Raw genomic sequence first — 25,700 nt, forward strand, 5'->3', positions numbered from 1 at the left:
CCCTTCCCGAACCCCCCTAAACTGAACCTCCAGCACAGGTGGCTAAACGCTCGAAAGGCGCCCCCGTGTCCATCGGCAACTCTCCACAAGACGAGCGTCCGTTCGAAGAAGACCGCGACGATCGCGAGGAAGCAGCCCGCCCTTCGATCGGTCGCGCCCTCCAGCAGGCGCGCATCGCGGCAGGGCTGACAGTCGACGACGTCAGTTCCGCCACCCGGGTCCGGATCGCCATCGTGCACGCGATCGAACAGGACGACTTCGCCCCCTGTGGTGGAGACGTCTACGCGCGCGGGCACATCCGGACTCTCGCCCGTGCCGTCCACCTCGACCCCGAACCGCTGCTCGCGCAGTTCGCCGACGCCCACGGTGGACGTCCTGCGCCCACCCCGGCCGCACCCCTGTTCGAGGCGGAACGCATCCGCCCCGAGCGGCGCGGGCCGAACTGGACCGCGGCGATGGTCGCCGCGATCGTCGCCGTGATCGGCTTCGTCGGCTTCACGCTGGTCAAGGGCGGCGACAGTGACGCGGATGCGCGAACCCAGGTCGCCGAGGGTGCCACGCCGACGGCCAGCGATCCGGCCTCGCCCACGCCCAAGAAGGACAAGCCCGCCGACCCGAAGCCGGACCCGTCGGAAAGCGCCATCGCGGCGGCTCCGGCCGACAAGGTGACCGTCCAGGTGAGCGCCACGGACGGGCGCAGCTGGATCTCCGCCAAGGACCACAACGGCCGCCTGCTCTTCGACGGCCTGCTCAAGCAGGGCCAGTCCCAGACCTTCCAGGACGACGAAGAGGTCAACCTCGTCCTGGGTGACGCGGGCGCCATCCAGCTGTACGTGAACGGCAAGAAGATCAACGACGAGTTCCAGTCGGGGGCCGTCGAACGGCTCACGTACACCAAGGGCGACCCCGAGGTCGGCTGAGCCGCACACGCTCTCGAAGTCCACAGCTACGGGGCTGGCCGGGATCGGCCAGCCCCGTCGACGTGGGGTGTCAGTGGGACGAAGTAGTCTTGAGCCCATGCCTGAACGCCGTACCGTCGCACTTGTCACCCTTGGCTGCGCCCGTAACGAGGTGGACTCGGAGGAGCTCGCAGGCCGCTTGGAGGCGGACGGCTGGCAACTCGTGGAGGACGCCGAGGACGCGGATGTCGCCGTCGTCAACACCTGTGGCTTCGTCGAGGCCGCCAAGAAGGACTCTGTCGACGCACTCCTTGAGGCCAACGACCTCAAGGGTCACGGCAGAACCCAGGCCGTCGTGGCGGTGGGCTGCATGGCCGAGCGGTACGGCAAGGAACTCGCCGAAGCTCTGCCCGAGGCCGACGGCGTGCTCGGCTTCGACGACTACGCCGACATCTCCGACCGCCTCCGGACCATCCTGAACGGCGGTATCCACGCCTCGCACACCCCGCGCGACCGGCGCAAGCTGCTGCCGATCAGCCCGGCGGAGCGACAGAGCGCGGGCGCGGGGATCGCTCTCCCGGGGCACGGTGCGGCCACGGACACCGACGCCGGTGCCGTCGCCGGGCCGGTGGAACCGGTCGAGGCGCCCGCCGATCTCCCCGAAGGCGTCGCTCCGGTCTCCGGCCCCCGCGCGCCGCTGCGCCGGCGACTCGACGGCTCGCCCGTCGCCTCTGTGAAGCTGGCCTCCGGCTGCGACCGGCGCTGCACCTTCTGCGCCATCCCGTCCTTCCGCGGCTCCTTCATCTCGCGCCGCCCCAGCGACGTACTGAACGAGACCAGGTGGCTCGCGGAGCAGGGCGTCAAGGAGGTCATGCTCGTCTCCGAGAACAACACCTCGTACGGCAAGGACCTGGGCGACATCCGTCTGCTGGAGTCGCTGCTGCCCGAGCTCGCGGACGTCGACGGCATCGAGCGCGTGCGCGTGAGCTATCTCCAGCCCGCCGAGATGCGCCCGGGGCTCATCGACGTGCTGACCTCGACCCCGAAGGTCGCCCCCTACTTCGACCTCTCCTTCCAGCACTCCGCGCCCGACGTGCTGCGCGCGATGCGGCGCTTCGGTGACACCGACCGCTTCCTGGAGCTGCTCGACACCATCCGGAGCAAGGCGCCGCAGGCCGGCGTGCGGTCCAACTTCATCGTGGGCTTCCCCGGTGAGACCGAGGCCGACCTGGCGGAGCTTGAGCGCTTCCTGAACAACGCGCGCCTGGACGCCATTGGTGTCTTCGGGTACTCCGACGAGGACGGCACGGAAGCGGCGACGTACGAGAACAAGCTGGACGAGGACGTGGTCGCGGCGCGACTCGCCCGGGTGTCGCGGCTGGCCGAGGAGCTGGTCTCGCAGCGCGCGGAGGAGCGCGTCGGTGAGACCGTGCACGTGCTGGTCGAGTCGGTCGGCGGCGAGGAGGGTGCGTACGGCCGTGGCGCGCACCAGGCGCCGGAGACCGATGGGCAGGTGCTGTTCACCAACTTCGCGGACTTCTCGGCTCTCACGAGCGGCGAAGAGCTGAGTGTCGGTCGTATGGTCGAGGCGAAAGTGGTCGGTACGGAAGGCGTCGATCTGGTGGCCGAGCTGCTTCCGGGTTCGCTCGGCGCGCTCGTGTGTTCGGAGTCAGAGGAGGCGACCAGATGACCGGAGTCCCGGCATCCGCAGCGGGCGGCTCCTCCAGCGCGCGGAACGCCAAGAGCGTTCCGGGTGCGGTGACTGTGCCGGGCGCGATGGGTACCCCCGGGGCCACCGGCTCCTCGGTCGCTCCCGCGCCCTCCGGCTCCGCTGTCGGCTCCGAGACATCCGGGTCCGGCGTCGACTCCCTGGTCACTGATGACCTGGAGGGTGTGAAGGCGGTGCGCGGCGGGAAGTTGGGCGCCGCCGCCGTCAATCAGGCCAGCCTCTGGAACATCGCGAACATTCTTACGATGATCCGGTTGCTCCTTGTGCCGGGTTTCGTGGCCCTGATGCTGGCCGACGGGGGGTACGACCCGGCGTGGCGCTCGCTGGCGTGGGCGGCCTTCGCCGTAGCCATGATCACGGACATCTTCGACGGCCATCTGGCGCGTACGTACGACCTCGTCACCGACTTCGGGAAGATCGCCGACCCCATCGCCGACAAGGCGATCATGGGGGCGGCGCTGCTCTGTCTCTCCGCGCTCGGTGATCTGCCGTGGTGGGTGACCGGTGTCATCCTCGGGCGTGAGCTCGGGATCACACTGCTGCGCTTCGTCGTGATCCGCTACGGGGTGATCCCCGCGAGCCGCGGCGGCAAGCTCAAGACGCTCACTCAGGGCGTGGCCGTCGGGATGTACGTCCTCGCGCTGACGGGGCCGCTGGCGAGCCTGAGGTTCTGGGTGATGGCCGCGGCGGTGGTGCTGACCGTGGTGACCGGCCTCGACTACGTAAGACAGGCCATTGTGCTGCGCAATGAGGGAATCGCCGCGCGCGAGGCCGCTTCCATGGAGGCGGAACGGTGAGTTCCATGGCCGTTGACGTGGTGAGACTACTGACAGTGAGGGGTGAGACGCTCGCTGTCGCGGAGTCCCTCACGGGCGGTCTGGTCGCGGCCGAGATCACATCGGTGCCCGGGGCTTCCAAGGTGTTCCGGGGGGCGGTGACCGCGTACGCGACCGAGTTGAAGCAGCAGGTGCTGGGCGTCGACGCCGCTCTGCTGGGCGCCCGAGGAGCGGTGGATCCGCAGGTCGCGGCCCAGATGGCGAGCGGGGCCCGCAGAGTCCTCGGCGCCGACTGGGGTATCGCGACGACTGGTGTCGCCGGCCCGGAACCGCAGGACGGGCGGCCCGTCGGAACGGTTTTCGTGGCTGTCGACGGCCCTCGCGCAGCGGAATCCGGTTCTGAATGTGGCGGAAAAGTGGCGTCGCTGCGGTTGAACGGCTCCCGGGCGGAAATTCGTATGGAGAGTGTACGGAGCGTACTCGCACTCCTCCTTGAGGGGATTGCGGGCGAACAGACCGGGAATGAGCGGGCACAGAATACGGAACAGAACGGGGGGACCTGATGTTTGCAGCCCTGAGTGAACACGGCATCGCTCCCCGCACGGCCGCGGCGCAAGGCGGTACGGTGGGGCGTGAAGGATGCGGCTACACGGTCCGAGGAGGGAGCCACCGATGATTCTGCTCCGTCGCCTGTTGGGTGACGTGCTGCGTCGGCAGCGCCAGCGCCAGGGCCGTACTCTGCGCGAAGTCTCCTCGTCCGCCCGAGTCTCACTCGGCTATCTCTCCGAGGTGGAGCGGGGGCAGAAGGAGGCATCCTCCGAGCTGCTGTCCGCGATCTGCGACGCGCTGGACGTACGGATGTCCGAGCTCATGCGGGAAGTGAGTGACGATCTCGCACTCGCAGAGCTGGCCCAGTCTGCTGCGGCCAACGAACCTGTACCCACGCCGGTGCGTCCCATGCTGGGTTCCGTATCGGTGGCCGGTGTGCCACCGGAACGGGTGACCATCAAGGCGCCCGCCGAGGCGGTGGATGTCGTCGCCGCCTGAGGTGCACGAGAGTCAACGTGTGTGAGAGCCCCGGCCGGGGCTTCTCCGGGGAGACCCGGAGGGGCGCGGTCGGGGTTCTCGCGTTGGGTGCCCGCTCCGCGCGCTCTCGGGGGTCCGTCCCTGGGTGCGTTTGCCGGTGGGCCGCGGGGCGGTCATGGTGTGAGAAGGCGGGCGCGCGCGGTTTCCCGCGCTGTCGTCTCCGGGAGAGCTGGTGCGCCTCTGTGCCGGTGATGCGCCCTGTGTGCGGCTGAGCGGGGCGTTCTAGCGTGGGGCTGGAGGTGGGCCATGGCGGTGCGGATAGTTCGCTGGGGGGCGCTGCTGGGGCTCGGGGGCGTCTGGTGGTGGGCGGTTCTACGGCTCGCGCTGGCGCCCGGCGCCGGGGTGCTGGAGGGGGCGGTCGCGGCCGGGGGATGGGGGCTGAGTCTGCTGCCGGTGCACTGCGTGCCGAAGGCTTCGGCGACGCGGGTGGTGGGGGCCACGGGGGAGAGGCTGGGGCTGGGCGGTGAGAGTGCCTGCGCCGGTCCTACCAGGGCATCGCCACGCCGCCGTTCGGGCGGATGATCTGGCCTGTCGTGAACGCCGAAGCGTCGGACGCCAGGTGCAGCACGGCATGGGCGACCTCCTCCGGCTCGCCCACCCGGCCCAGGGGGGCCATGCGGGCCATCAGGGCCTCTGTGTGCGCCTGTGCCTCGCCGTCGTGGCGGTCGGTCATCGGCGTCCGGATCCAGCCCGGCGCGACGGCGTTGACCCGGATGCCGTGGCGCCCGATCTCGGCGGCCAGCGTCTTCGTCAGCTGGACGACCGCTGCCTTGGCGACGCCGTAGCAGAGCAGGCCGGGGCTGCCGGTGTCGACGGCGCCCGAGGCCATGGTGACGATGCTGCCCCTGGTGTTCCGGGAGATCATCAAACGGGCCGCCTCCTGGCAGGCGTACAGCACGCCCTTGAAGTTGACGCTCAGGACCCGGTCGAGGTCCTCGTCGCGGGTCTCGAGCACGGGGCTGCTGTGCATGACCCCGGCTACCGCCGCCAGGATGTCCAGCCGCTCGGACGAGGCGACCGCCTGCCGTACCTGGGCCCGGTCGGTGACGTCCAGGTGGTGGGTACGGGCCGTGCCGCCCATGCCCTTGATCAGGGTCGCCGTCTCGTGCAGCCCCTGCGCGTCCCGGTCGGCGCAGTGCACGGTGGCGCCCGCCTCGGCGAGCAGTACGGCGGATGCGCGTCCGATGCCGCTGGCGGCCCCGGTGACGAATGCGGTGCGTCCGGTGAGGTCGTACGCCTGTACGGGCATGCTGGGACGGTACGAGGGTTTCTGACGGATCGTCAATTGGTAGCGCAGGGTTCGGTTCTGAGGTGCGCGGGCGTGGGGTTCCCGTCGCGCGGTGCCTGTGCGGTGTCAGGCGTACGGGAGTGGCTTGCGCTGTGTTCTGGCGGCGCCGGAGACGGGGGCCGGGCCCCGCTGGCAGGTCGGGCACCAGTAGGTGGGGCGGTCGCGGGAGCCGTCGCCCTGGTCGGCGACGCGGACGGGCGTCTGGCAGCGCAGACAGGGGCGGGAGGCGCGGCCGTACACGAAGAGGTTCTGGCCGCGGCGGCCCGTCGTGCTGCGGACCGGACGGTCCCGGTTGGCTTCGAGGAGTTTCTTCGCGAAGGCGGGCAGCTTCGCGGTGCGGTCGGCGGGCAGGTCGCCGACGGGGAGCCAGGGGGTGGCGCCCAGGAGGAAGCACAGCTCGCTCTTGTAGACATTGCCGATGCCGGCGAGGTTGCGCTGGTCGAGCAGGGCCTCGCCCAGCGGGCGGGCGGGGTCCGCGAGGAGATTGGCGAGAGCCTGGTCGGGGTTCCAGTCCGGGCCCAGGAGGTCGGGGCCGAGATGGCCGACGGCCCGGTGCTCGTCGGAGGTGCGCAGCAGTTCGAGGACGGGGAGGCGGTACCCGACGGCGCTGAGGTCCGCGGTGCCGAGGATCGCCCGGATCTGGTGCGACGGGCCGCCGCTCCAGCGCCGGCCGTTCTCGTACACCTTCCAGGAGCCGTCCATCCGCAGATGCGAGTGGAGGGTCAGGCCGCCTTCGACTCGGGTGAGGAGGTGCTTGCCGCGGGGAGTGACCTCCAGGACGGTGCAGCCGGTGAGGTCGGCCGTGGCGTACTTGGGCACACGGAGGTCGGAACGGGTCAGCACCTTGCCGGCGAGCGCGTCGTGCAGTCGCCTCGCTGCCTGCCAGACCGTGTCACCCTCGGGCATGGTTCCAGGGTGACATGTCGGCGTCGGGCAGGTCCTTCGCGCAGAAGATCATGCGCGTAGGCGCAGGCCGCGGGGGGTCGCGATGAAGCCCGCTCCTTCCAGCAGGGTGCCGAAGGGAGAGGTCAGGGCCGAGGCGCCGTTGACTCGCTCCACGGTGACCGTGCCGAGGGAACCGGCCCGGGCGGCTGCGGCAAGGGCATCCGCCGCCGCGCGCAGACACGGGTCTTCGACGGGCCCGCCGTCCGGTTCCGAGGGCCAGGCCAGCAGCGTCTTGCCGCCGCGCTCCATGTAGAGGGTCAGTTCGCCGTCGACCAGTACCACCAGGGAACCGGCCTTCCGGCCCGGTTTGTGGCCGGCGCCGGTCGGGGGCTCGGGCCAGGAAAGCGCTGCACCGTACGCGTTCGCCGGATCGGCGGCGGCGAGGACGACGGCACGGGTGGCCACGGAGGAGGTGGAAGTGGACGAGGCGGAGGAGGCACCGGACCAAGCGCTGCCGGCGAAGCCGTGGGCCGAGTCGCGGGGGCTCCGGGTTGTGCGGGCGTGGGGTGAGGGAGAGTTGAAGTCGAGGTCGAGGTCGGCGTCGAAGTCGTCCACGAAGCCGTGGTCCGCGGGGAAGGCCGCGCCGGGTGCGTCGACCGAATCGGCGTTGCCGGGGATGCCGGGGTCGAAGCCCGGGGAGGGCCGGGAGTCGCCGCGGTCTCGGGCGTTCGCTGTCGCGCGGAGGCGGTCCACCGCGCCATCCATGGCGAACTGGGCGGCGCCGAGACCCTCCACCACATAGCCGCGACGGGCCTGACCGCTGTCCTCGAAGGCGGCCAGGACGCGGTACACGGCTGAGAAGCCGCCCTCGACGCCCTCTGCGGAAGCGGCTCCGCGGGTGACCACCCCATGGCGGTCGAGCAGGGTGCGGGCCAGGGCGTGGGCGCGGACGGTGTGGTCGGGCTCAAGTCCCGGGAGCAGGGACCAGCGGCCGGCCACCGTTGGCGGGCCACTGCGCGAGGCGGGGCGTGCGGCTGCTGTCAGCGAGCCGTACCGGCCGCGCGGGACGGCGCGTTTCGCCCGGTGGGCCGTCGAGCCCGCTGTGCGGCCGGAGCCGAGCAGGGAGCGCATCGGGGTCAGGGTGTCGTTCGTGAGCCGGCCCGACCAGGCCAGGTCCCAGATGGCGTCGGCCAGTTGGGGATCCGTGGCGTCCGGGTGCGTGGTGGCGCGGACCTGGTCGGCGATCTGGCGGAAGAAGAGCCCGTAGCCCCCGGTGAGGGCGTCGAGGACGGACTGGTGGAGCGCGGTGGGCTCCAGGGGGTGGGGCGGTGGCAGGAGCAGCGGGGCCGCGTCCGCCAGGTACAGGGACACCCAGCCGTCCTTGCCGGGAAGAGCGCCCGCTCCGGCCCAGACGATCTCCCCGGCTGCCGTGAGTTCGTCGAGCATCGCGGGGGCGTAGTTCGCCACTCGGGACGGCAGGACCAGCTTCTCCAGGGCGGACGCCGGCACGGAGGCTCCCTGCAACTGCTCGACCGCGCGCACCAGCCCGTCGACGCCGCGCAGCCCGTGGCCCTTGCCGATGTGCTGCCACTGCGGCAGGAACTGCGCGAGTGCCTCGGGAGGTACCGGCTCCAGTTCGTGCCGCAGGGCGGCCAGAGAGCGGCGCCGGAGGCGGCGCAGGACCGTCGCGTCGCACCATTCCTGGCCGATGCCGGCCGGGTGGAACTCCCCCTGTACGACGCGGCCGCTCGCCGCCAGACGCTGAAGCGCGCCCTCGGTGACCGCCACGCCCAGGCCGAAGCGGGCTGCCGCGGTGGCCGAGGTGAACGGGCCGTGGGTGCGGGCGTGGCGGGCGAGGAGGTCGCCGAGCGGATCCTTGACCGGCTCGGTGAAGGCCTCCGGGACACCGACCGGCAGTGCCGTGCCGAGCGCATCGCGCAGCCGGCCCGCGTCCTCGATCGCCGCCCAGTGGTCGGCGCCGCCGATGCGGACCCGGATCGCGCGGCGGGCGTCGGCCAGCTCCCGGGCCCACTGCGGATCGGCGCCGCGCTCGGCCAGCTCGGCCTCGGTGAGCGGGCCGAGCAGGCGCAGCAGGTCCGCGACACTTTCGGCGTCCTTCGCGCGTCGGTCCTCGGTGAGCCATCGCAGTTCCCGCTCGAGCTCGGTCAGCACCTCGGCGTCGAGCAGTTCACGCAGCTCGGCCTGGCCCAGCAGCTCGGCCAGCAGCCGTGAGTCCAGCGACAGGGCGGCGGCGCGCCGCTCGGCCAGCGGCGAGTCGCCCTCGTACAGGAACTGTGCGACGTACCCGAAGAGGAGGGAACGGGCGAAGGGGGAGGGCTCGGGAGTGCTGACCTCGATCAGGCGCACCTTGCGGGACTCGATGTCGCCCATCAGTTCCACGAGGCCGGGCACGTCGAAGACGTCCTGGAGGCATTCGCGGACCGCTTCGAGGACGATGGGGAAGGAACCGAACTCGCTTGCCACCTGGAGCAGTTGGGAGGCCCGCTGACGCTGCTGCCAGAGCGGGGTGCGTTTGCCGGGGTTGCGGCGCGGGAGCAGCAGGGCGCGCGCGGCGCACTCGCGGAAGCGGGCCGCGAACAGGGCCGAGCCGCCCACCTGGTCGGTGACGATCTGGTTGACCTCGCCCTTGTCGAAGGCCACGTCCGCCGCGCCCACGGGTGCCTGCTCGGCGTCGTATTCCGTGCCGGTCCTGGCCGGCTCCTGGTCGAGCAGGTCCAGGCTCATCAGATCGGCGTCCGGGAGGCGCAGCACGATGCCGTCGTCGGCGTGCATGACCTGTGCGTCCATGCCGTAACGCTCGGAGAGGCGGGCGCCGAGGGCAAGTGCCCACGGGGCGTGGACCTGGGCGCCGAAGGGGGAGTGGACGACGACCCGCCAGTCGCCGAGTTCGTCGCGGAACCGCTCCACGACGATGGTCCGGTCGTCCGGGATGTGGCCGCAGGCCTCGCGCTGTTCGGCCAGGTAGGAGAGGACGTTGCCGGCGGCCCATGTGTCGAGTCCTGCGGCGAGGAGCCGCAGGCGGGCGTCCTCCTCGGGCAGGGAACCGACCTCGCGCAGGAACGCGCCCACCGCGCGGCCCAGTTCGAGCGGGCGGCCCAGTTGGTCGCCCTTCCAGAAGGGGAGACGGCCGGGGACACCGGGAGCCGGGGAGACCAGGACACGGTCGCGGGTGATGTCCTCGATGCGCCAGGAGCTCGTACCGAGCGTGAAGACGTCCCCCACGCGGGACTCGTAGACCATCTCCTCGTCCAGCTCGCCGACCCGGCCGCCGCCCTTCTTGGGGTCGGCGCCGGCGAGGAAGACCCCGAAGAGTCCACGGTCGGGAATTGTGCCCCCGGAGGTGACGGCGAGTCGTTGTGCACCGGGCCGGCCGGTCACGGTGCCGGCGACGCGGTCCCACACCACGCGCGGGCGCAGTTCCGCGAACGCGTCGGACGGATAGCGGCCCGCGAGCATGTCGAGGACCGCGGTGAACGCGGACTCCGGGAGGGAGGCGAAGGGCGCCGCCCGGCGGACGGTGGACAGCAGGTCGTCGACCTGCCAGGTGTCCAGCGCAACCATCGCGACGAGCTGCTGGGCGAGGACGTCCAGAGGGTTCGCGGGGACCCGCAGGGACTCGATGGAACCGGTGCGCATGCGCTCGGTGACCACGGCCGCCTGCACGAGGTCACCCCGGTACTTGGGAAAGACGACGCCTGTGGAGACCGCGCCCACCTGGTGTCCGGCGCGGCCGACGCGCTGCAGCCCGGAGGCCACGGACGGGGGCGACTCGACCTGGATGACCAGGTCCACCGCTCCCATGTCGATGCCCAGTTCGAGGCTGGACGTGGCGACCACGGCGGGCAGCCGGCCCGCTTTGAGGTCCTCCTCGACAAGCGCGCGCTGCTCCTTGGAGACCGAACCGTGGTGGGCCCGGGCGATGACCGCGGGGGCGCCCTGGGCCGCGCCCGAGCCGCCCATCAGCTCGGCGGGCGCATGGTGGTCGGCGAGGGGCTCACCGGTGGCCCGCTCGTACGCGATCTCGTTGAGCCGGTTGCACAGACGCTCCGCGAGGCGGCGGGAGTTGGCGAACACGATCGTCGAGCGGTGCGCCTGGACGAGATCGGCGATCCGCTCCTCGACATGCGGCCAGATGGACGCCCGTTCGGCCCCCTCCTTCCCCTCGGCGACCGGAGAACCGCCCAGTTCGCCCAGGTCCTCGACCGGGACGACGACCGAGAGGTCGAACTCCTTGCCGGACTTGGGCTGGACGATCTCCACCTTGCGGTGGGGTGATAGGTAACGCGCGATCTCGTCGACCGGGCGGACGGTCGCGGAGAGGCCGATACGCCGGGCGGGCCTCGGCAGCAGCTCGTCCAGCCGCTCCAGGGAGAGCGCGAGATGAGCGCCGCGCTTGGTGCCCGCGACCGCGTGCACCTCGTCCAGGATCACCGTCTCCACGCCCGTCAGTGCCTCGCGTGTGGCCGATGTGAGCATCAGGAACAGCGACTCGGGGGTGGTGATCAGGATGTCCGGCGGGCGGGTGGCGAGAGCACGGCGCTCGGCGGGCGGGGTGTCACCGGAGCGGATGCCCACCTTGACCTCGGGCTCGGGCAGCCCCTGGCGTACCGATTCCTGGCGGATGCCCGTGAGGGGGCTGCGCAGGTTGCGTTCCACGTCGACCGCGAGGGCCTTGAGCGGAGAGATGTAGAGCACGCGGCAGCGTTTGTGGGGGTCGGCCGGCGGGGGTGTCGAGGTGAGCTGGTCGAGTGCGGCGAGGAACGCGGCGAGGGTCTTGCCGGAGCCGGTCGGGGCCACCACCAGCACGTCCGAGCCCTCGCGGATGGCCTCCCACGCGCCGGTCTGGGCCGCGGTGGGCGCGGAGAAGGCCCCCGTGAACCAGTCGCGGGTCGCGGGGGAGAAGCCGTCGAGGGCTCGGTGTGCGGAGCTGACCATGCGTCCATCCTGCACCCCGCCACTGACAATCGCCCTGACCTGCGATTTCGGCTCCGGCGACGGAGGTGCGTGGGGGTGTGCCGGGGTGGGCTGAGGCTCCTTCACGGAGAATGGGTGTATGGCGGGTTCGGTCGAGCGGGCTCGGCACTGGCGGTACGCGGAGCTGCCCGGTGTCGATCTTCTGCGCGCCCGGTACATCCACAAGACCTTTGTCCGGCACACGCACGAGAACTTCGTCATCGCCGCCATCACCGAAGGGGTGGAGGTGTTTCACCACCGGGAGGCCGATCAGTACGCGGGACCGGGGGCGCTCGCGCTGGTCAATCCCGATACACCGCATACGGGGCGTGCCGGGGTACCCGAAGGGTGGCGGTACGGAGCTGTCTACCCGGCGCCCGACGTGGTGGCCGAGATCGCCGCGGAGACCACCGTGATTCGGGGGACCCCAGGTTTTGTCGCCCCCGTGTTCGATGATCCGTATTCGGTCACCCTCGTTCATGAGGTCCTGCGTGGCGCCGAGGAAGGCAACGCGCTGGCCGCCGACACGCTGCTGCGGGTGGTGGTGACCCGGCTGCTCCGGCTCAACGGCGGCGCTCTTCAGGAACGCGTGGTGCGTACGGCGGGCGGGCGGATCGCGGCACGCGCGCGTGCTGTGCTGGAGGAGACGATGGCCGGGCCGCCGACTCTGGAGAAACTCGCCACAGACCTCGGCACCAGCCCCTTCGCGTTGCTGCGGGCATTCCGTGACACGTACGGGTTGCCGCCGCACGCCTGGCTGACGGACGCGCGCGTGCGGCGGGCGCGGCGGCTGCTGGACGCCGGTACCCTGCCCGCCGACGCGGCCGTCGCCGTCGGCTTCACCGATCAGCCGCACCTCAACCGGCACTTCACCCGCATCGTGGGCGTGCCCCCGGGGGCGTACCAGCGTGAGCGCAAGAACGTACAAGACCCGTCGGGGCACCTGCTCCTATCGTCCGACGGGTGGCAGAACAGACAGCTCGCGCAGACCTGCACGCCGACGACGGAGGCAAACCGGACGCCGCCGTCGTACGAGACGCCCTCGGAGTCGGGGTCGCCGTCGGATTGTCCGGTTTCGCCTTCGGAGTGACGTCGGTCGGCAGTGGGCTCACGCTTCTGCAGACCTGTGCGCTCAGCCTTCTGGTGTTCACCGGGGCCTCCCAGTTCGCCCTTGTGGGCGCGCTCGCGGCCGGCGGCAATCCACTCACCGCGGCAGCGGGCGCCTTCTTCCTGGGGGTGCGCAATGCCTTCTACGGGCTGCGTCTGTCGCAGTTGCTGGCACTCCCGCGCGCGGTACGGCCGTTCGCCGCCCAATGGGTCATCGACGAGACCACGGTGGTCGCCCTGGCCCAGCCCACTCGGCGCGCCGCGCGTATCGGGTTCGCCGTCACCGGACTCACCCTGTATGTGCTGTGGAACCTCACGACGCTGCTCGGCGGGCTGGGGGCCGAGGCCATCGGGGACACCGACACGTGGGGTCTGGACGCTGCCGGACCCGCGGTCTTCCTGGCGCTGCTGGCGCCGATGCTGAAGTCCGGTGCGGAGCGCGCAGTCGCGGGCCTCGCAGTGGTCCTCGGGCTCGGCCTGCTGCCCGTACTGCCGACCGGTGTACCGGTTCTCGTGGCAGCGCTCGCGGCACCGGCCGTTCTCTGGTTCCAGGGCCGTCGTAGGGCTGAGGACGGAAGGGGTGCGGACCGTTGAACGTCTGGATCGCGATCGGTGTGACCGCAGTCGGCTGCTACGTGGTCAAGCTCGCCGGGCTCCTGGTGCCCGCCGGTGTCCTGGAACGTCCGCTCGTCCGGCGGCTGGCCGCCCTGCTGCCCGTCGCCCTCCTCGCCGCTCTCACGGCCCAGCAGGCCTTCGCCGACGGGCGGGCGCTCGTCCTGGACGCGAAGGCCGCCGGGCTCGCCGCCGCCGCTGTGGCGCTGGTGCTGCGTGCTCCCTTCCTGCTCGTCGTCGCGGCGGCCGTGGTGGTGACGGCGGCGGTCCGGGCGATGACCGGCTGAACGCCGGCCGCGCCCGCGCCACCGGAGTCAGCCGACGGGGCGGCCGTACGCCCTCAGGGTGCGCAGTGCCTCGACCGTCACCATGGGGCGTGCCTCCAGGGCGGTGCCCGGTGCCCATGCGCGCCAGCGGATGGGCCAGCCGCCGTCCTCGCGCTGCTCGCTCGCGAGGAAGTCCAGCGAACGTGTCATCTCCTCGTCGGTGAACCACGCGCGCGCGAGTGAGCCCGGTGTCCGCGCGTAGTCGTACGGGAAGTGGTGCTCGCCCGGGGCGTAGCCGGGCGGTACCGGGGAGGCGTCGAGGCGCTCCGGGTCGAGTGCCACGAGCCTGTGCTCGCGCACCAGACGGCCCAGCCGGTCGGCCGCCGCCTCCGCGCGCGAGCGGTCCGGAACCGAGTCCAGGAAGGCCACCGCGGCCTCCACCTCGTACGGATGGGACTCCTCCAGGGAGTCGACCGCCTGCCAGCAGAAGTCCGTGGCGCGGAACAACCAGGCGTGCCACACCTTGTTGCGGTGCAGCAGGCCCACCACGGGGCCCGTGGCGAGGAGTTCACTCGGTGGGTCGGACACGATCGACACGAAGGGCGCCGCCGGATAGCCGTGCTGGCTGGGGTGGATCGCCGGCAGTGCGCCGTCCGGTGCGGAGACGGAGGTCAGATAACGGCACACGCGCTCCACCCGCTGGCCGCCGCAGCGGCCGATGGTGTCCAGGACGCGCAGCGCGTGCGCGGTGTGCAGGGGCTGGCTGACGGGGCCGCGCAGATCGGGTTCCAGCGCGTGGCCGTATCCGCCGTCCTCGTTGCGGTAGGCGTCCAGCGCGGTCTCGACCGCGTCCGCGCCTCCGTTCAGGAAGTGGTACGCGAAGCGGCGCTGCTCCAGCACGCGCGCGGTGAGCCACACGAAGTGCTCGGCACGGAAGAGCGGGGAACGCGCGGGGGGCGTCGGGGGGAGTGGGGCTGCTCCTGTTTCGGCCATGCGTCAGACCGTAGGGCGCGAAGCGGTCCCGGTGAGCGGTCCCGGCGGGGGCCCACTCTCAGGGGCGGGATACTGAAGTCATGCGGTTGACGGTTTTCTGGCAGCGGATGGCGGAACACTTCGGTTCGGGCTACGCCGACACCTTCGCGCGCGATCACGTGATGACGGAACTCGGCGAACGGACCGTGCACGAGGCCCTGGACGCCGGCTGGGAGGCGAAGGACGTGTGGCGTGTGGTGTGCGCGGCCATGAACGTTCCCTCGGAGAACCGCTGAAATCATACGGAAACGACGTCGGTCGGCCGCGTAGGGCGCAGGGTGGCGACTGATTGTCTGTGGCGTGGGCCAGACTTGCACCGTGGCATCCACAGACGAGACCGAACAGCTCGGACAGCAGACGTCTCCGTTCGGCACGCCGCCGCCCGCACCACCGGCCGGGCACACCGCCGGGCAGGGCGCGCGCATGCCCCGCTGGCTGCCGCGCGCCATGATGCTGGCGCTCGCCCTCATCGGCCTCTTCCAGCTGGGCAGCTGGGCCTTCCACCAGCTCACGGGCCTGTTGATCAATATCCTCATCTCGTTCTTCGCCGCGCTGGCGATCGAACCCGCGGTGAGCCGCATGGCGTCGCGCGGTATGCGCCGGGGACTGGCCACCTTCCTGGTCTTCCTCGGCCTGCTCATCGCGATCGCCGGGTTCGTCACTCTGCTCGGCTCCATGCTCGCGGGGCAGATCATCAAGATCGTCGAGGAGTTCCCGAACTATCTCGACTCCGTCATCAGCTGGGTCAACGCGCACTTCAACACCGACCTGAAGCGGGTTGACGTCCAGGAGGGCCTGCTCCGGTCCGACTGGTTGCGCAGTTATGTCCAGAACAGCGCCACCGGCGTCCTCGACGTCTCCGCCCAGGTGCTGGGCGGCCTCTTCCAGTTGCTGATGATCACACTGTTCGCTTTCTACTTCGCCGCCGACGGGCCGAGACTGCGTCGCGCGCTGTGCTCCGTACTGCCGCCCGCCCGGCAGGCCGAGGTGCTGCGCGCGTGGGAGATCGCCGTCGACAAGACCGGCGGCTATCTGTACTCGCGCGGCCTGATGGCGCTCATCTCCGGGGTCGCCCACTACGTACTGCTGGAAATCCTGGGCGTGCCGTACGCGCCCGTGCTCGCCGTCTGGGTGGGGCTGGTCTCGCAGTTCATCCCAACCATCGGTACCTATCTCGCGGGTGCCCTGCCGATGCTGATCGCCTTCACCGTCGATCCCTGGTACGCGCTGTGGGTGCTGGGCTTCGTCGTGATCTACCAGCAGTTCGAGAACTACATGCTGCAGCCCAAGCTGACCGCGAAGACCGTCGACATCCATCCCGCGGTCGCCTTCGGTTCGGTCATCGCAGGTACCGCGCTCCTCGGAGCTGTCGGCGCGCTGATCGCCATCCCGGCGGTCGCCACGCTCCAGGCGTTCCTGGGGGCGTACGTGAAGCGGTACGCCGTCACGGACGACCCCCGTGTCCAGGGGCACCGCGGGCGGGGCGCGAGCATCGGCACACGGGTGCGGAAGCTGCTGGAAGGGCGCCGGGGTGGCGGCACCGGGGGCTCGGCGCACTCCTCTGGGGCGCCGAAGCCGGAATCAGGGTCGGAACCGGGGTCGGGGTCGGAATCAGGGCCGGAATCCGGGTCGGGGGAAGGTTCAACGCCCGCCTGAGTGGTGCTGCAGTCGCGGCGCAGGCGAAGACGCCGCGCAGTCGCCGGCCGGGTGGCAGGAGTTGCTCGGTGCCGTCCGGTCCGGTCGAGGACGGCCCGTGCCGCGTGTCCCCCTGGGGTGTCGGACCCGATGTCCGGGCCGTTGGCGGACCGCGAATCTAGTCTCGTGAAGTGTCGGGTGTTGCGCTTGACACGAAAATCGAACATCCGTTCTGATGGAGATTCCGGCGAGGCTCTCGACGGATGTTTCGTCAGGGTTTTCATGCAGATGTACCCAAGTTATCCACAGGCTGGACGGGCGTCGGGGCGCATTGTCAGTGGCAGGCGTTAGCGTCTTTGACGTGAAGCGATCGACTCAAGCAAACCGGGTGGAACCCATGGCAGGAACCGACCGCGAGAAGGCGTTGGACGCCGCGCTCGCACAGATTGAACGGCAGTTCGGTAAGGGCGCGGTGATGCGCCTGGGCGAGCGGCCGAATGAGCCCATCGAGGTCATCCCCACCGGGTCGACCGCGCTCGACGTCGCCCTTGGCGTCGGTGGCCTGCCGCGCGGCCGAGTGGTGGAGGTGTACGGCCCGGAGTCCTCCGGCAAGACGACCCTGACCCTGCACGCGGTGGCGAACGCGCAGAGAGCTGGCGGCCAGGTCGCCTTCGTGGACGCGGAGCACGCGCTCGACCCCGAGTACGCGAAGAAGCTCGGCGTCGACATCGACAACCTGATCCTGTCCCAGCCGGACAACGGCGAGCAGGCCCTGGAGATCGTGGACATGCTGGTCCGCTCCGGTGCCCTCGACCTCATCGTCATCGACTCCGTCGCGGCGCTCGTCCCGCGCGCGGAGATCGAGGGCGAGATGGGTGACTCGCACGTGGGTCTGCAGGCTCGTCTGATGAGCCAGGCACTCCGCAAGATCACCGGTGCGCTGAGCCAGTCCCAGACGACCGCGATCTTCATCAACCAGCTCCGCGAGAAGATCGGCGTGATGTTCGGCTCGCCGGAGACCACGACCGGTGGCCGGGCCCTCAAGTTCTACGCTTCGGTGCGGCTCGACATCCGCCGTATCGAGACGCTCAAGGACGGCACCGACGCGGTCGGCAACCGCACCCGCGTCAAGGTCGTCAAGAACAAGGTCGCGCCGCCCTTCAAGCAGGCCGAGTTCGACATCCTCTACGGGCAGGGCATCAGCCGCGAGGGCGGTCTGATCGACATGGGCGTGGAGCACGGCTTCGTCCGCAAGGCCGGCGCCTGGTACACGTACGAGGGCGACCAGCTCGGCCAGGGCAAGGAGAACGCGCGCAACTTCCTGAAGGACAACCCCGATCTCGCCAACGAGATCGAGAAGAAGATCCTTGAGAAGCTGGGCGTCGGTGTGCGGCCGGAGAAGCCCGCCGAGGAGCCTGGCGCGGACGCGGCGGTCACGGTCGCCTCGGACGAGGCGGCGAAGACCGTGCCTGCTCCGGCGGCCAAGACCACCAAGGCCAGGGCCACGGCGGCCAAGGGCTAGCCCGTGACACGACGAACCGACTGGGCCGAATACGCCTACCCCGATGCCTCGGAAGACCGGGGCGGCGGGGTCCGCGGGGGCTCCACCGGGGGTGACAGCGCCTACGGGGACGCCGGGCCGAACGGGGGCGGCCCCGGCGCCCATGAAGGCGACGGGCTGTACGAGGGTGACGGAGGCCCCGCTGCCGGAGCACGCCGCGGCCGGGGTGCGCCGGGGGACGGCCGACGTCGGGGCGACGGCTCGCCGGGAGGCGGGCGGCGCCGTGGCGGCGGTGACCCGAGCGGCGAAGGCAGCCCGTTCGGCGAGGGCGGCCCACGTGAGGGCTCGCGTGGTGGGCGCGGTCGTCGACGGCAGCGCGGCTTCGGCGAGCCGGGCGGCGACCCACAGGACGGAGGTTCCGTCTCCTCGTCGAGGGCCGAGAGGGCGGAGCCGCCGGCGGACCCGGCGGAGCGGGCGCGGGCGATCTGCCTGCGCCTGCTCACCGGGACCCCGCGTACGCGCAAACAGCTCGCGGACGCCCTGCGTAAGCGCGAGATCCCGGACGAGGCAGCCGAGGAGGTGCTGTCACGGTTCGAGGAGGTCGGACTGATCAACGACAGCGCATTCGCGGACGCCTGGGTCGAGTCCCGCCACCACGGCCGGGGACTGGCCCGGCGGGCCCTCGTACAGGAACTGCGCACCAAGGGCGTGGACTCGACGCTCATCGACGAGGCCGTCGGGCAGCTCGACTCCGAGCAGGAGGAGACGACCGCGCGTGAACTCGTCGCCCGCAAGCTGCCGGCCACCCGCGGCCTCGACCGCGACAAGAGGCTGCGACGGCTGGCAGGCATGCTCGCACGCAAGGGCTACCCCCAGGGAATGGCCCTGCGAGTGGTTCGGCAGGCACTGGAGGCGGAGGGCGAAGAGGGCGACGACGCCGAGCTCCTCGGGGACGACGAGTACTGAGCGCTGCGTGCCGAGGTTTGGCCGTCCCGAGCGGCAGTCGATGTTCGGGAGGTCGGGGTTCCCGGCCCTGAACACGGTGGACGCGCGGGGGCGCCGACCGCGTTCAGGGCTCGGCGGACGGTTACGACGGCGTCGAATGCTCAGATACTCGGACGACTTCAGGCGCTCAGTGCGTCCACGCCGTCATACGCCGTCACCGGAAGCCCCGCCGCCCGCCACGCCTGGAACCCGCCGATCAGGTCGGTCGCCCGGTGCAGCCCCAGCTGGTGCAGGGACACGGCCGCGAGACTTGACGCGTAGCCCTCGTTGCAGATCACCACGATCCGCAGGTCGTGGCCGGTCGCCTGAGGCGCTCGATGGCTGCCCAGGGGGTCGAGACGCCACTCCAGTTCGTTGCGCTCGACGACGAGCGCGCCGGGGATCAGACCGTCGCGCTCACGCAGCGCCGCGTACCGGATGTCCACCAGCAGCGCCTCGCCGGCCTGTGCGGCCTCGTACGTCTCGTGGGTCTGCACGCGCGCGTAGGTCCCGCGCACGCGGTCCAGCAACTCGTCGACGCCGACTCGCTGTTCGCTCACTGCCAGTCCTGCGGGCGCTCCACGTGCTCCAGACGCAGTACCGGTCCCGTACGGCTGTAGCGGCGGATCTGCGGGAGGGGCGGATAGTAGGCGTGGACCGAGATCGCGTGCTGGTCGCGGGACTCGTTGAGCACCTCGTGCACATGGTGGCGGCCGAATCCGCGGCCCTGGCCGACGGGCAGTCGCCGTTCCCGGTCGACGTCCTCGGAGAGTTCGAGGGTCTTCCAGCCGTCGGTGGGCAGCCGGGCGGCGAGCGAGTTCTCCTTGAGTTCTCCGGCCGCGGTGAGGAAGGCACCGACCGAGTCGGCGTGGTCGTGCCAGCCGGTGCCGGTGCCGGGCGGCCAGCCGATCAGCCAGGCCTCGCTGCCGCCGGGGCCCTCAAGACGAACCCAGGTGCGGCCCTCGGGGTCGAGCGGCAGGGAGGCGATCAGCTCGGTGTCGGCGGCCGTACGTCGTACGAATTCGAGCAGGTCCGCCTGCGTCGGGGTCCTGGAAGCGTCGGAGACCCCGGCGGGTACGGATGCGGAGGGTGACAGGGACACGGGTACCGTCCTGATGAACGTTCGCGGGAAGCGCGCGACGGCATGTACTCAACGCCGCGCGAGGGAAATAGATATGCGAATTCAGCAGGACGGGCGACACACGCAGCCCGCGTAGCGGACGAGGTCCATATGGACCCTCCGCCACAGGCGCACATCGGTGTCGGCATCGGTCACGTTCCGGAGTACAGCATGACGGTGCGGAGTGGTCAACTCGCAGTCAGCATGTGGACGCGTGGCGATGGGAGGTGCGGGCGGCGCCCACGAAAGTAGTTGTCAGCGCGTACCCGCTGTGGCTTCCGTGTTCGCCGTCGTGTCCGACTTGTCGGACCCGCTGCTCGTTCCGTCGGCCTCGTCGTCCGTCCTGTCCTGGGGAGGCCCGCCCAGCGTCGCCTCGGCCGCCGCGTACAGGTCGGCCGGACGTACTCCGCTCAGCGCGGTCACCAGGTGCCCGTCCGGGCGGACCAGGAGCACAGTGTGGGCGGCGGCGCCCGGATAGCTCTCGGTGACCAGCAGCTCGGCGGGATGCGGCAGCGCGGCCACCGCGGCCGCCAGCCGGGGCATGATCCCGGCGCCCACCCAGTGCTTGCGCTCCCACACACCCGTACCCGGCGCGACCAGCACCACCAGCAGCGCACCGCGGCCCAGCCGCTCCCGCAGCCGCACGAAGGAACCGTCCTCGGCGGTGACACGTACGTCCGTCACCTGTGCGCCGGGCAGGGTGTCCACCGCGACCTCCGCCTCAAGGTGCTGGGGCGCCAGCGGCGAACGGGCGTACGTCCCCGGCTCGCCGAGAACCCCGCGCCCCAGGTGACCGTCCGTGAGCAGCGCATCGTTTCCCCGCGTGGACCCGGGGACGTACGACCGCAGACCCGCGCCGCCGCGCAGCAGCGGGAGCGCCTGGTCGGCGGCGCGCAGCCGGGCGGAGACCGCCGCGCGCCGCTCGGTCTGGTAGCTGTCGAGCAGCGCCTCGTGCGGGCCGTGGTGCCAGGCCAGGGCCAGTTTCCAGGCGAGGTTGTCGGCGTCCCGCAGCCCCTCGTCCAGCCCCTGGGTGCCGAGCGCGCCGAGCAGGTGCGCGGCATCTCCCGCGAGGAAGACCCGGCCGACCCGCCAGCGTCGGGCGAGCCGGTGGTGGACGATGTGGACGCCGGTGTCGAGCAGGTCGTACGGCGGTGTGGGCCCGCCGCTCCAGCCCGCGAGGGTCTCGCGGACGCGGGTCACGAGGAGTTCGGGCGTGACCAGGTCCTTGCCGGGCGGCAGCAGCCAGTCCAGGCGCCACACACCGTCGGGAAGCGGGCGGGCGGTGATCTCCCCGGCCGAGGGCCCCGATGTCCGCCACGGCGGCATCCGGTGCAACAACGCCTCGCCGGGCCACGGAAGTTCCGTACGCAGCGCGGCTACGGCGTGTCGCTCCACGGCCGTACGTCCGGGGAAGCGGATGTCCTGCAGTTTGCGGACCGTGGAGCGCGGGCCGTCGCAGCCGACCAGGTAGCTGCCGCGCCACCAGGTGCCGTCCGGGCCGCGGGTGTGGGCCGTGACACCGGAGGGCTCCTGCTCGGCCGAGTCGAGGCGGCTGTTGACGGCGACCTTGACGAGTCGCTCGCGCACGATGGCGGCCCGCAGGGCGCCGGTCAGTAGGTGCTGGGCGATGTGCAGGGGGACGTCCGAGTCCGTGACGGACTGAGACCGGAGGCCCGAGGGCGCGTCCGCCGGGCCGCCGGATTCCTCGGGGCCGAAAGAAATCCGACGTGTCACCTGCTTGCGCCGCATCGACCGCCATCCGGCCCAGTGGAAACCGGCCTCGGCGATCGGCACACCCGTCAGCCGCTCCAGGAGCGCGGCGGTGTCCTCGCGCAGTACGACGGTGCGCGCGGGACGCTGGTCGTCCTTGCCTGGCCCCTCGTCGAGGACGACCGAGGGGACCGCCTGGCGCGCCAGCGCAAGCGCCAGCGTGAGTCCGACCGGCCCCGCTCCGACGATGATCACCGGGTCCATGGCGCGGTGCCCCCTGTCCCGAGCGATGTCTTCATCGACACAAGTGAACAGGAAGTTGGAGCGGGGTGTGCGATCACAGAACGTATGCAACAGATTCCGCGCCACCCGGTCAAGCTGGACGCACCCCCGGCACCTGACCCGGTCCACTCGACGTTTCCCCTGGTACGGCACGCGCACCCGGTGCCGACGGCGAACGACTGAGGCAGTGGCGAACGCGCCACTGCCTCAGTGTCGGGCACACCCCTGCCTCCGGGCGGGACATGTGAGTTGAGCGTCCGTCAGATGGTGCCGCCCGCGCCGGTCGCCTCCGTACCGGCCACCGTCGCCGGTCCGAGCACCACACCGGTCGACTTCTTGCCGCGCCGCAGCCGGCCCTCCAGCCAGCTCGCGAAACTGGTGATGGCGAAGTTGATCACGATGAAGATGACCGCCACCACGATGAAACTCGCGACGACGTTGGCGTAGTTGGCCGCGAGCGTGCTGCGCGAGTTGAGAAGCTCGGGGAAGCCCAGCATGACGCCGCCCAGCGCGGTGTCCTTCACGATGACGACGAGCTGGCTGACGATCGCCGGCAGCATGGCCGTGACGGCCTGCGGGAGCAGGATGTTCGTCATCGTCTGTCCCTTGCGCAGACCGATCGCGAGAGCGGCCTCCTGCTGGCCCCTGGGGAGGGACAGGATGCCCGCTCGTACGATCTCGGCGAGCACAGCGGCGTTGTAGAGCACCAGGCCGGTGACGACCGCGTAGAGGGGGCGGTCCTCACTGCTGATGTCCGTGGAGCTGACGTAGAACGCGGCGGCGAACAGCATGAGCAGCAGCACCGGAATCGACCGGAAGAACTCGACCACCACTCCGGCCGGCACCCGGACCCAACGGTGGTCGGACATCCGTCCGATACCCAGGGCCGCACCCAGCGGAAGGGCGATCACCATGGAGAGTGCCGCGGCCTTCATGGTGTTGGCGAGGCCGGGCAGCAGATAGGTCGTCCAGGCCTGTGACGTGGTGAACGGCTCCCAAAGAGCCCACTTCAGCTGCCCCTTGTCGTCCATCGTGCGCCAGATCCACCACAGGAACACGGCGAGCAGGACGAAGAAGACGATCGTGAGGACCACATTGCGCTGCTTGGCGCGGGGGCCCGGTGCGTCGTAGAGCACGGAGGTCATCGCTTCACCGCCAGTCGCTTGCTCAGCCAGCCGAGGGCGAGCCCGGTGGGCAGCGTGAGTACCACGAACCCGAAGGCGAAGACCGCGCCGATGAGCACCAACTGAGCCTCGTTCTCGATCATCGTCTTCATCAGAGCCGCGGCCTCGGCGACGCCGATCGCGGCGGCCACGGTGGTGTTCTTGGTCAGTGCGATCAGTACGTTGGCCAGCGGGCCGATGACCGACCGGAAGGCCTGCGGCAGCACGACGAGGCCCAGCACCTGGCGGAAGCTCAGCCCGATGGCGCGGGCCGCCTCGGCCTGGCCCGGAGGCACGGTGTTGATGCCGGAGCGCAGTGCCTCGCAGACGAACGCTGCGGTGTAGGCGGTGAGGCCGAGGATCGCCAGCCGGAAGCCCTGGAGCGGGAAGTCGTCGGAGGCGCCCATCGTCACGCCGAAGATGTCGGCGAGGCCGAGTGAGGTGAAGACGATGATGACCGTCAACGGGATGTTGCGGACGATGTTCACATAGGCGGTGCCGAATCCGCGCATGAGCGGGACCGGGCTGACCCGCATGGCTGCCAGGAGTGTGCCCCAGACCAGGGAGCCGAGGGCGGAGAAGACGGTGAGTTTCACCGTCATCCAGAACGCCCCGAGGACGTCGTAACCATCAAGAAAGTCGAACACGATCCCCGCGCTTCCGGGTGTGAGGCGTATGTGGCGTACATGGTGTACGTGGCAGACGCAGCGCGCCGCCGCCCTGATCGCGGTGGGCGGCGGCGCACCTGCGGAACCGTGTGCTAGCTGACGATGTCGCCGATCTTCGGAGCGGGCTCGTTCTTGTAACCGGCCGGACCGAAGTTCTTCTCGACCGCGGTCTCCCAGGCGCCGTCGCTGACCATCTTCTCCAGCGCGGTGTTGATCTTGGTCACGGTCGCGGTGTCGCCCTTCTTGACACCGACGCCGTAGTTCTCGTTGCTCAGCTTGAGGCCCGCCAGCTTGAACTGACCCTTGTACTTGTCCTGGGCGGCGAAGCCCGCGAGGATCGAGTCGTCCGTGGTCACCGCGTCGACGGCACCGCTCTGCAGGGCGGCGATGCACTCCGAGTAACCCGAGTTCTCACGCAGGTTGGCCTTCGGGGCGATCGTGTCCTTGATGTTCTGTGCCGAGGTGGAGCCGGTCACGGAACAGAGGTTCTTGCCGTTGAGGTCCGTGCCCTTGGCGATCTTGGAGTCCGTCTTGACGAGCAGGTCCTGGTGGGCGAGCAGGTAGGGGCCGGCGAAGTCGACCTTCGCCTTGCGCTTGTCGTTGATCGAGTACGAGGCCGCGATGAACTTCACGTCGCCACGGGCGAGCGCGGTCTCACGGTCGGCGCTCTTGGTCTCGACCCACTCGATCTTGTCGGGCGCGTAGCCGAGCTGCTTGGCCACGTACGTCGCCACGTCCACGTCGAAGCCCGAGAAGGAGCCGTCGGGCTCCTTCAGGCCGATGCCGGGCTGGTCGAACTTGATGCCGACCTTGATCTTGTCGCCGCCTCCGGAGCCGCTGTCGCTCTTGTCGTCGTCGCCTCCACAGGCCGTCGCCGTGAGGGCGAGGACAAGGGCTGCGGCGGACGCGGCGGTGACCTTGCGAAGCTTCATGGTGAACATCCTTTGAGTGGTGAAGTGAATACGGGCTGTCACGAGCGGGTGCCGCAGTTCGTCCGCGGTCCGGAGGCCGCCGATCAGGCGGATTCCCTCACCGCTGCGGGAAGCGGCGGGGAAGGGCCGACTGCGGGAAGTGCCGTGGGATCAGTGATGCAGGATCTTGGACAGGAAGTCCTTCGCGCGGTCGCTGCGCGGGTTGCTGAAGAACTGGTCCGGCACAGCCTCTTCGACGATGCGGCCGTCCGCCATGAACACCACTCGGTTCGCAGCCGAACGGGCGAACCCCATTTCGTGGGTGACGACGATCATGGTCATGCCCTCGCGGGCGAGCTGCTGCATGACCTCCAGGACCTCGTTGATCATCTCCGGGTCGAGCGCCGACGTCGGCTCGTCGAAGAGCATGACCTTGGGATCCATGGCCAGGGCGCGCGCGATGGCAACACGCTGCTGCTGGCCACCGGAGAGCTGAGCGGGGTACTTGTCCGCCTGTGTGGCCACGCCCACCCGGTCGAGCAGTGCGCGGGCCTTGTCCTCGGCCGCCTTCTTGTCGGCCTTGCGGACCTTGATCTGGCCCAGCATCACGTTCTCGAGCACTGTTTTGTGCGCGAAGAGATTGAAGGACTGGAAGACCATGCCGACGTCGGCCCGCAGCCGGGCCAGCGCCTTGCCCTCCTGGGGGAGCGGCTTGCCGTCGATCGAGATGTCTCCCGAATCGATGGTCTCCAGACGGTTGATGGCGCGGCACAGAGTGGACTTACCGGACCCGGAGGGTCCGATGACCACGACCACCTCGCCGCGGGCGATGGTCAGGTCGATGTCCTGGAGAACATGCAACGCGCCAAAGTGCTTGTTGACGCTCTTCAGGACGACCAGGTCGCCGGTCACGGGCACGTCGTCCTTGGCCACCGATACTTCGGTCATCGCTTACTGGCTCCGTCCACCTCGGTTTCGGAGGACAGTAGTGACCGCGTGAGAGCAGCGTCATTACATCTGAGGGGAACTTGAGGATAACGATCTGATGTCAGGTCAACACACTTTGTAGCGC

General features: G+C 70.4%; 25 protein-coding genes. 13 read left to right on the forward strand and 12 right to left on the reverse strand.

What is annotated here, in order from left to right; translation table 11 throughout:
* Positions 1-65 precede the first annotated feature (65 nt).
* The 6 genes from OG241_RS40680 to OG241_RS40705 all read left to right on the forward strand — a co-directional run bounded on the left by OG241_RS40680 (position 66) and on the right by OG241_RS40705 (position 5,012).
* Positions 66-920, forward strand: a complete 855-nt coding sequence (locus tag OG241_RS40680) for a helix-turn-helix domain-containing protein (RefSeq protein ID WP_405822818.1) — start codon at positions 66-68, stop codon at positions 918-920.
* Positions 921-1,017: 97 nt separating this feature from the next.
* Entirely contained in the window at positions 1,018-2,589 is a 1,572-nt protein-coding gene (rimO, locus tag OG241_RS40685) for a 30S ribosomal protein S12 methylthiotransferase RimO (RefSeq protein WP_405822820.1), read from the forward strand.
* On the forward strand, positions 2,586-3,425 hold the full coding sequence (gene pgsA / locus OG241_RS40690) for a CDP-diacylglycerol--glycerol-3-phosphate 3-phosphatidyltransferase (protein WP_405822822.1): 840 nt from the start codon (positions 2,586-2,588) through the stop codon (positions 3,423-3,425). The genes rimO and pgsA overlap by 4 nt, the downstream gene beginning before the upstream one ends.
* Positions 3,422-3,967, forward strand: a complete 546-nt coding sequence (locus OG241_RS40695) for a CinA family protein (protein WP_405822824.1) — start codon at positions 3,422-3,424, stop codon at positions 3,965-3,967. Before pgsA ends, OG241_RS40695 begins: the two co-directional genes overlap by 4 nt.
* A gap of 109 nt (positions 3,968-4,076) precedes the next feature.
* A complete protein-coding gene (locus OG241_RS40700; RefSeq protein ID WP_006379734.1) occupies positions 4,077-4,451 on the forward strand; it encodes a helix-turn-helix domain-containing protein in 375 nt (124 codons plus the stop codon).
* Positions 4,452-4,736: 285 nt separating this feature from the next.
* Positions 4,737-5,012, forward strand: coding sequence for a hypothetical protein (locus OG241_RS40705; protein ID WP_405822826.1), 276 nt, complete (start codon positions 4,737-4,739; stop codon positions 5,010-5,012).
* Here the strand turns inward: OG241_RS40705 and OG241_RS40710 are convergent.
* The 3 genes from OG241_RS40710 to OG241_RS40720 form a co-directional block, all read right to left on the reverse strand.
* Positions 4,975-5,739, reverse strand: coding sequence for an SDR family NAD(P)-dependent oxidoreductase (locus OG241_RS40710; protein WP_405822828.1), 765 nt, complete (start codon positions 5,737-5,739; stop codon positions 4,975-4,977). The two genes, OG241_RS40705 and OG241_RS40710, sit on opposite strands and share 38 nt — an antisense overlap.
* Before the next feature lie 105 nt (positions 5,740-5,844).
* The gene (locus OG241_RS40715; protein ID WP_405822830.1) at positions 5,845-6,684 is read right to left on the reverse strand and encodes a DNA-formamidopyrimidine glycosylase family protein; all 840 of its coding nucleotides are present in this window, start codon (positions 6,682-6,684) and stop codon (positions 5,845-5,847) included.
* Positions 6,685-6,732: 48 nt separating this feature from the next.
* Complete coding sequence (locus OG241_RS40720; RefSeq protein ID WP_405822832.1) at positions 6,733-11,619, reverse strand: ATP-dependent helicase; 4,887 nt, start codon at positions 11,617-11,619, stop codon at positions 6,733-6,735.
* A gap of 118 nt (positions 11,620-11,737) precedes the next feature.
* Between OG241_RS40720 and OG241_RS40725 the strand changes: the two genes are divergently transcribed.
* From OG241_RS40725 to OG241_RS40735, 3 genes are read left to right on the forward strand one after another with little or no spacing between them, the layout of a single operon-like run.
* Entirely contained in the window at positions 11,738-12,727 is a 990-nt protein-coding gene (locus tag OG241_RS40725) for an AraC family transcriptional regulator (RefSeq protein ID WP_405822834.1), read from the forward strand.
* Complete coding sequence (locus OG241_RS40730) at positions 12,628-13,338, forward strand: AzlC family ABC transporter permease (protein ID WP_405826710.1); 711 nt, start codon at positions 12,628-12,630, stop codon at positions 13,336-13,338. The genes OG241_RS40725 and OG241_RS40730 overlap by 100 nt, the downstream gene beginning before the upstream one ends.
* Positions 13,335-13,643, forward strand: coding sequence for an AzlD domain-containing protein (locus OG241_RS40735; protein WP_405822836.1), 309 nt, complete (start codon positions 13,335-13,337; stop codon positions 13,641-13,643). Before OG241_RS40730 ends, OG241_RS40735 begins: the two co-directional genes overlap by 4 nt.
* Before the next feature lie 27 nt (positions 13,644-13,670).
* Here OG241_RS40735 and OG241_RS40740 read toward each other — a convergent pair whose 3' ends face one another.
* Positions 13,671-14,615 carry a hypothetical protein gene (locus OG241_RS40740; RefSeq protein WP_405822838.1) on the reverse strand — a complete coding sequence of 315 codons (945 nt, stop codon included), beginning with the start codon at positions 14,613-14,615 and terminating at the stop codon, positions 13,671-13,673.
* An 80-nt stretch (positions 14,616-14,695) separates the two neighbouring features.
* Here OG241_RS40740 and OG241_RS40745 point away from each other — a divergent pair, with 80 nt between their 5' ends.
* The 4 genes from OG241_RS40745 to recX all read left to right on the forward strand — a co-directional run bounded on the left by OG241_RS40745 (position 14,696) and on the right by recX (position 18,756).
* Entirely contained in the window at positions 14,696-14,890 is a 195-nt protein-coding gene (locus OG241_RS40745; protein ID WP_006379718.1) for a DUF3046 domain-containing protein, read from the forward strand.
* A gap of 82 nt (positions 14,891-14,972) precedes the next feature.
* Positions 14,973-16,310 carry an AI-2E family transporter gene (locus OG241_RS40750; protein WP_405822840.1) on the forward strand — a complete coding sequence of 446 codons (1,338 nt, stop codon included), beginning with the start codon at positions 14,973-14,975 and terminating at the stop codon, positions 16,308-16,310.
* A 376-nt stretch (positions 16,311-16,686) separates the two neighbouring features.
* Positions 16,687-17,811 (forward strand): recombinase RecA, encoded by a 1,125-nt coding sequence (recA, locus tag OG241_RS40755; protein WP_405822841.1) that lies wholly within the window; start codon positions 16,687-16,689, stop codon positions 17,809-17,811.
* 3 nt (positions 17,812-17,814) lie between these two features.
* Positions 17,815-18,756 (forward strand): recombination regulator RecX, encoded by a 942-nt coding sequence (gene recX / locus OG241_RS40760; protein ID WP_405822843.1) that lies wholly within the window; start codon positions 17,815-17,817, stop codon positions 18,754-18,756.
* Positions 18,757-18,914: 158 nt separating this feature from the next.
* On the opposite strand, the gene OG241_RS40765 is transcribed toward recX, so the two are convergent.
* The 8 genes from OG241_RS40765 to OG241_RS40800 all read right to left on the reverse strand — a co-directional run bounded on the left by OG241_RS40765 (position 18,915) and on the right by OG241_RS40800 (position 25,576).
* Positions 18,915-19,334 carry a rhodanese-like domain-containing protein gene (locus OG241_RS40765; RefSeq protein ID WP_405822845.1) on the reverse strand — a complete coding sequence of 140 codons (420 nt, stop codon included), beginning with the start codon at positions 19,332-19,334 and terminating at the stop codon, positions 18,915-18,917.
* Positions 19,331-19,876, reverse strand: coding sequence for a cysteine dioxygenase (locus tag OG241_RS40770; protein WP_405822847.1), 546 nt, complete (start codon positions 19,874-19,876; stop codon positions 19,331-19,333). Before OG241_RS40770 ends, OG241_RS40765 begins: the two co-directional genes overlap by 4 nt.
* Positions 19,877-19,957: 81 nt before the next feature.
* Positions 19,958-20,050 carry a putative leader peptide gene (locus OG241_RS40775; protein WP_348640150.1) on the reverse strand — a complete coding sequence of 31 codons (93 nt, stop codon included), beginning with the start codon at positions 20,048-20,050 and terminating at the stop codon, positions 19,958-19,960.
* A gap of 99 nt (positions 20,051-20,149) precedes the next feature.
* On the reverse strand, positions 20,150-21,868 hold the full coding sequence (locus OG241_RS40780) for an FAD-dependent monooxygenase (protein ID WP_405822849.1): 1,719 nt from the start codon (positions 21,866-21,868) through the stop codon (positions 20,150-20,152).
* Positions 21,869-22,146: 278 nt separating this feature from the next.
* Positions 22,147-23,031, reverse strand: coding sequence for an amino acid ABC transporter permease (locus tag OG241_RS40785; RefSeq protein WP_405822851.1), 885 nt, complete (start codon positions 23,029-23,031; stop codon positions 22,147-22,149).
* Positions 23,028-23,696, reverse strand: a complete 669-nt coding sequence (locus OG241_RS40790; RefSeq protein WP_405822853.1) for an amino acid ABC transporter permease — start codon at positions 23,694-23,696, stop codon at positions 23,028-23,030. Before OG241_RS40790 ends, OG241_RS40785 begins: the two co-directional genes overlap by 4 nt.
* A gap of 113 nt (positions 23,697-23,809) precedes the next feature.
* Positions 23,810-24,649: a glutamate ABC transporter substrate-binding protein gene (locus OG241_RS40795; protein WP_405822855.1), complete on the reverse strand. Its 840-nt coding sequence runs from the start codon at positions 24,647-24,649 to the stop codon at positions 23,810-23,812.
* A 150-nt stretch (positions 24,650-24,799) separates the two neighbouring features.
* The gene (locus OG241_RS40800) at positions 24,800-25,576 is read right to left on the reverse strand and encodes an amino acid ABC transporter ATP-binding protein (RefSeq protein WP_405822857.1); all 777 of its coding nucleotides are present in this window, start codon (positions 25,574-25,576) and stop codon (positions 24,800-24,802) included.
* Positions 25,577-25,700: the final 124 nt, after the last annotated feature.

Source organism: Streptomyces sp. NBC_01390 (assembly GCF_045040105.1).
Taxonomy (GTDB): Bacteria; Actinomycetota; Actinomycetes; order Streptomycetales; family Streptomycetaceae; genus Streptomyces.

Bases quoted from the DNA above. Each gene is read 5' to 3' on its own strand.
- OG241_RS40780 (WP_405822849.1), bottom strand. From the start codon at position 21,868: ATGGACCCGGTGATCATCGTCGGAGCGGGGCCGGTCGGACTCACGCTG.
- OG241_RS40710 (WP_405822828.1), bottom strand. From the start codon at position 5,739: ATGCCCGTACAGGCGTACGACCTCACCGGACGCACCGCATTCGTCACC.
- OG241_RS40700 (WP_006379734.1), top strand. From the start codon at position 4,077: ATGATTCTGCTCCGTCGCCTGTTGGGTGACGTGCTGCGTCGGCAGCGC.
- OG241_RS40715 (WP_405822830.1), bottom strand. From the start codon at position 6,684: ATGCCCGAGGGTGACACGGTCTGGCAGGCAGCGAGGCGACTGCACGAC.
- OG241_RS40795 (WP_405822855.1), bottom strand. From the start codon at position 24,649: ATGAAGCTTCGCAAGGTCACCGCCGCGTCCGCCGCAGCCCTTGTCCTC.
- OG241_RS40740 (WP_405822838.1), bottom strand. From the start codon at position 14,615: ATGGCCGAAACAGGAGCAGCCCCACTCCCCCCGACGCCCCCCGCGCGT.
- OG241_RS40785 (WP_405822851.1), bottom strand. From the start codon at position 23,031: ATGACCTCCGTGCTCTACGACGCACCGGGCCCCCGCGCCAAGCAGCGC.
- OG241_RS40725 (WP_405822834.1), top strand. From the start codon at position 11,738: ATGGCGGGTTCGGTCGAGCGGGCTCGGCACTGGCGGTACGCGGAGCTG.
- rimO (WP_405822820.1), top strand. From the start codon at position 1,018: ATGCCTGAACGCCGTACCGTCGCACTTGTCACCCTTGGCTGCGCCCGT.
- OG241_RS40800 (WP_405822857.1), bottom strand. From the start codon at position 25,576: ATGACCGAAGTATCGGTGGCCAAGGACGACGTGCCCGTGACCGGCGAC.
- recA (WP_405822841.1), top strand. From the start codon at position 16,687: ATGGCAGGAACCGACCGCGAGAAGGCGTTGGACGCCGCGCTCGCACAG.
- OG241_RS40720 (WP_405822832.1), bottom strand. From the start codon at position 11,619: ATGGTCAGCTCCGCACACCGAGCCCTCGACGGCTTCTCCCCCGCGACC.
- OG241_RS40745 (WP_006379718.1), top strand. From the start codon at position 14,696: ATGCGGTTGACGGTTTTCTGGCAGCGGATGGCGGAACACTTCGGTTCG.
- pgsA (WP_405822822.1), top strand. From the start codon at position 2,586: ATGACCGGAGTCCCGGCATCCGCAGCGGGCGGCTCCTCCAGCGCGCGG.
- OG241_RS40705 (WP_405822826.1), top strand. From the start codon at position 4,737: ATGGCGGTGCGGATAGTTCGCTGGGGGGCGCTGCTGGGGCTCGGGGGC.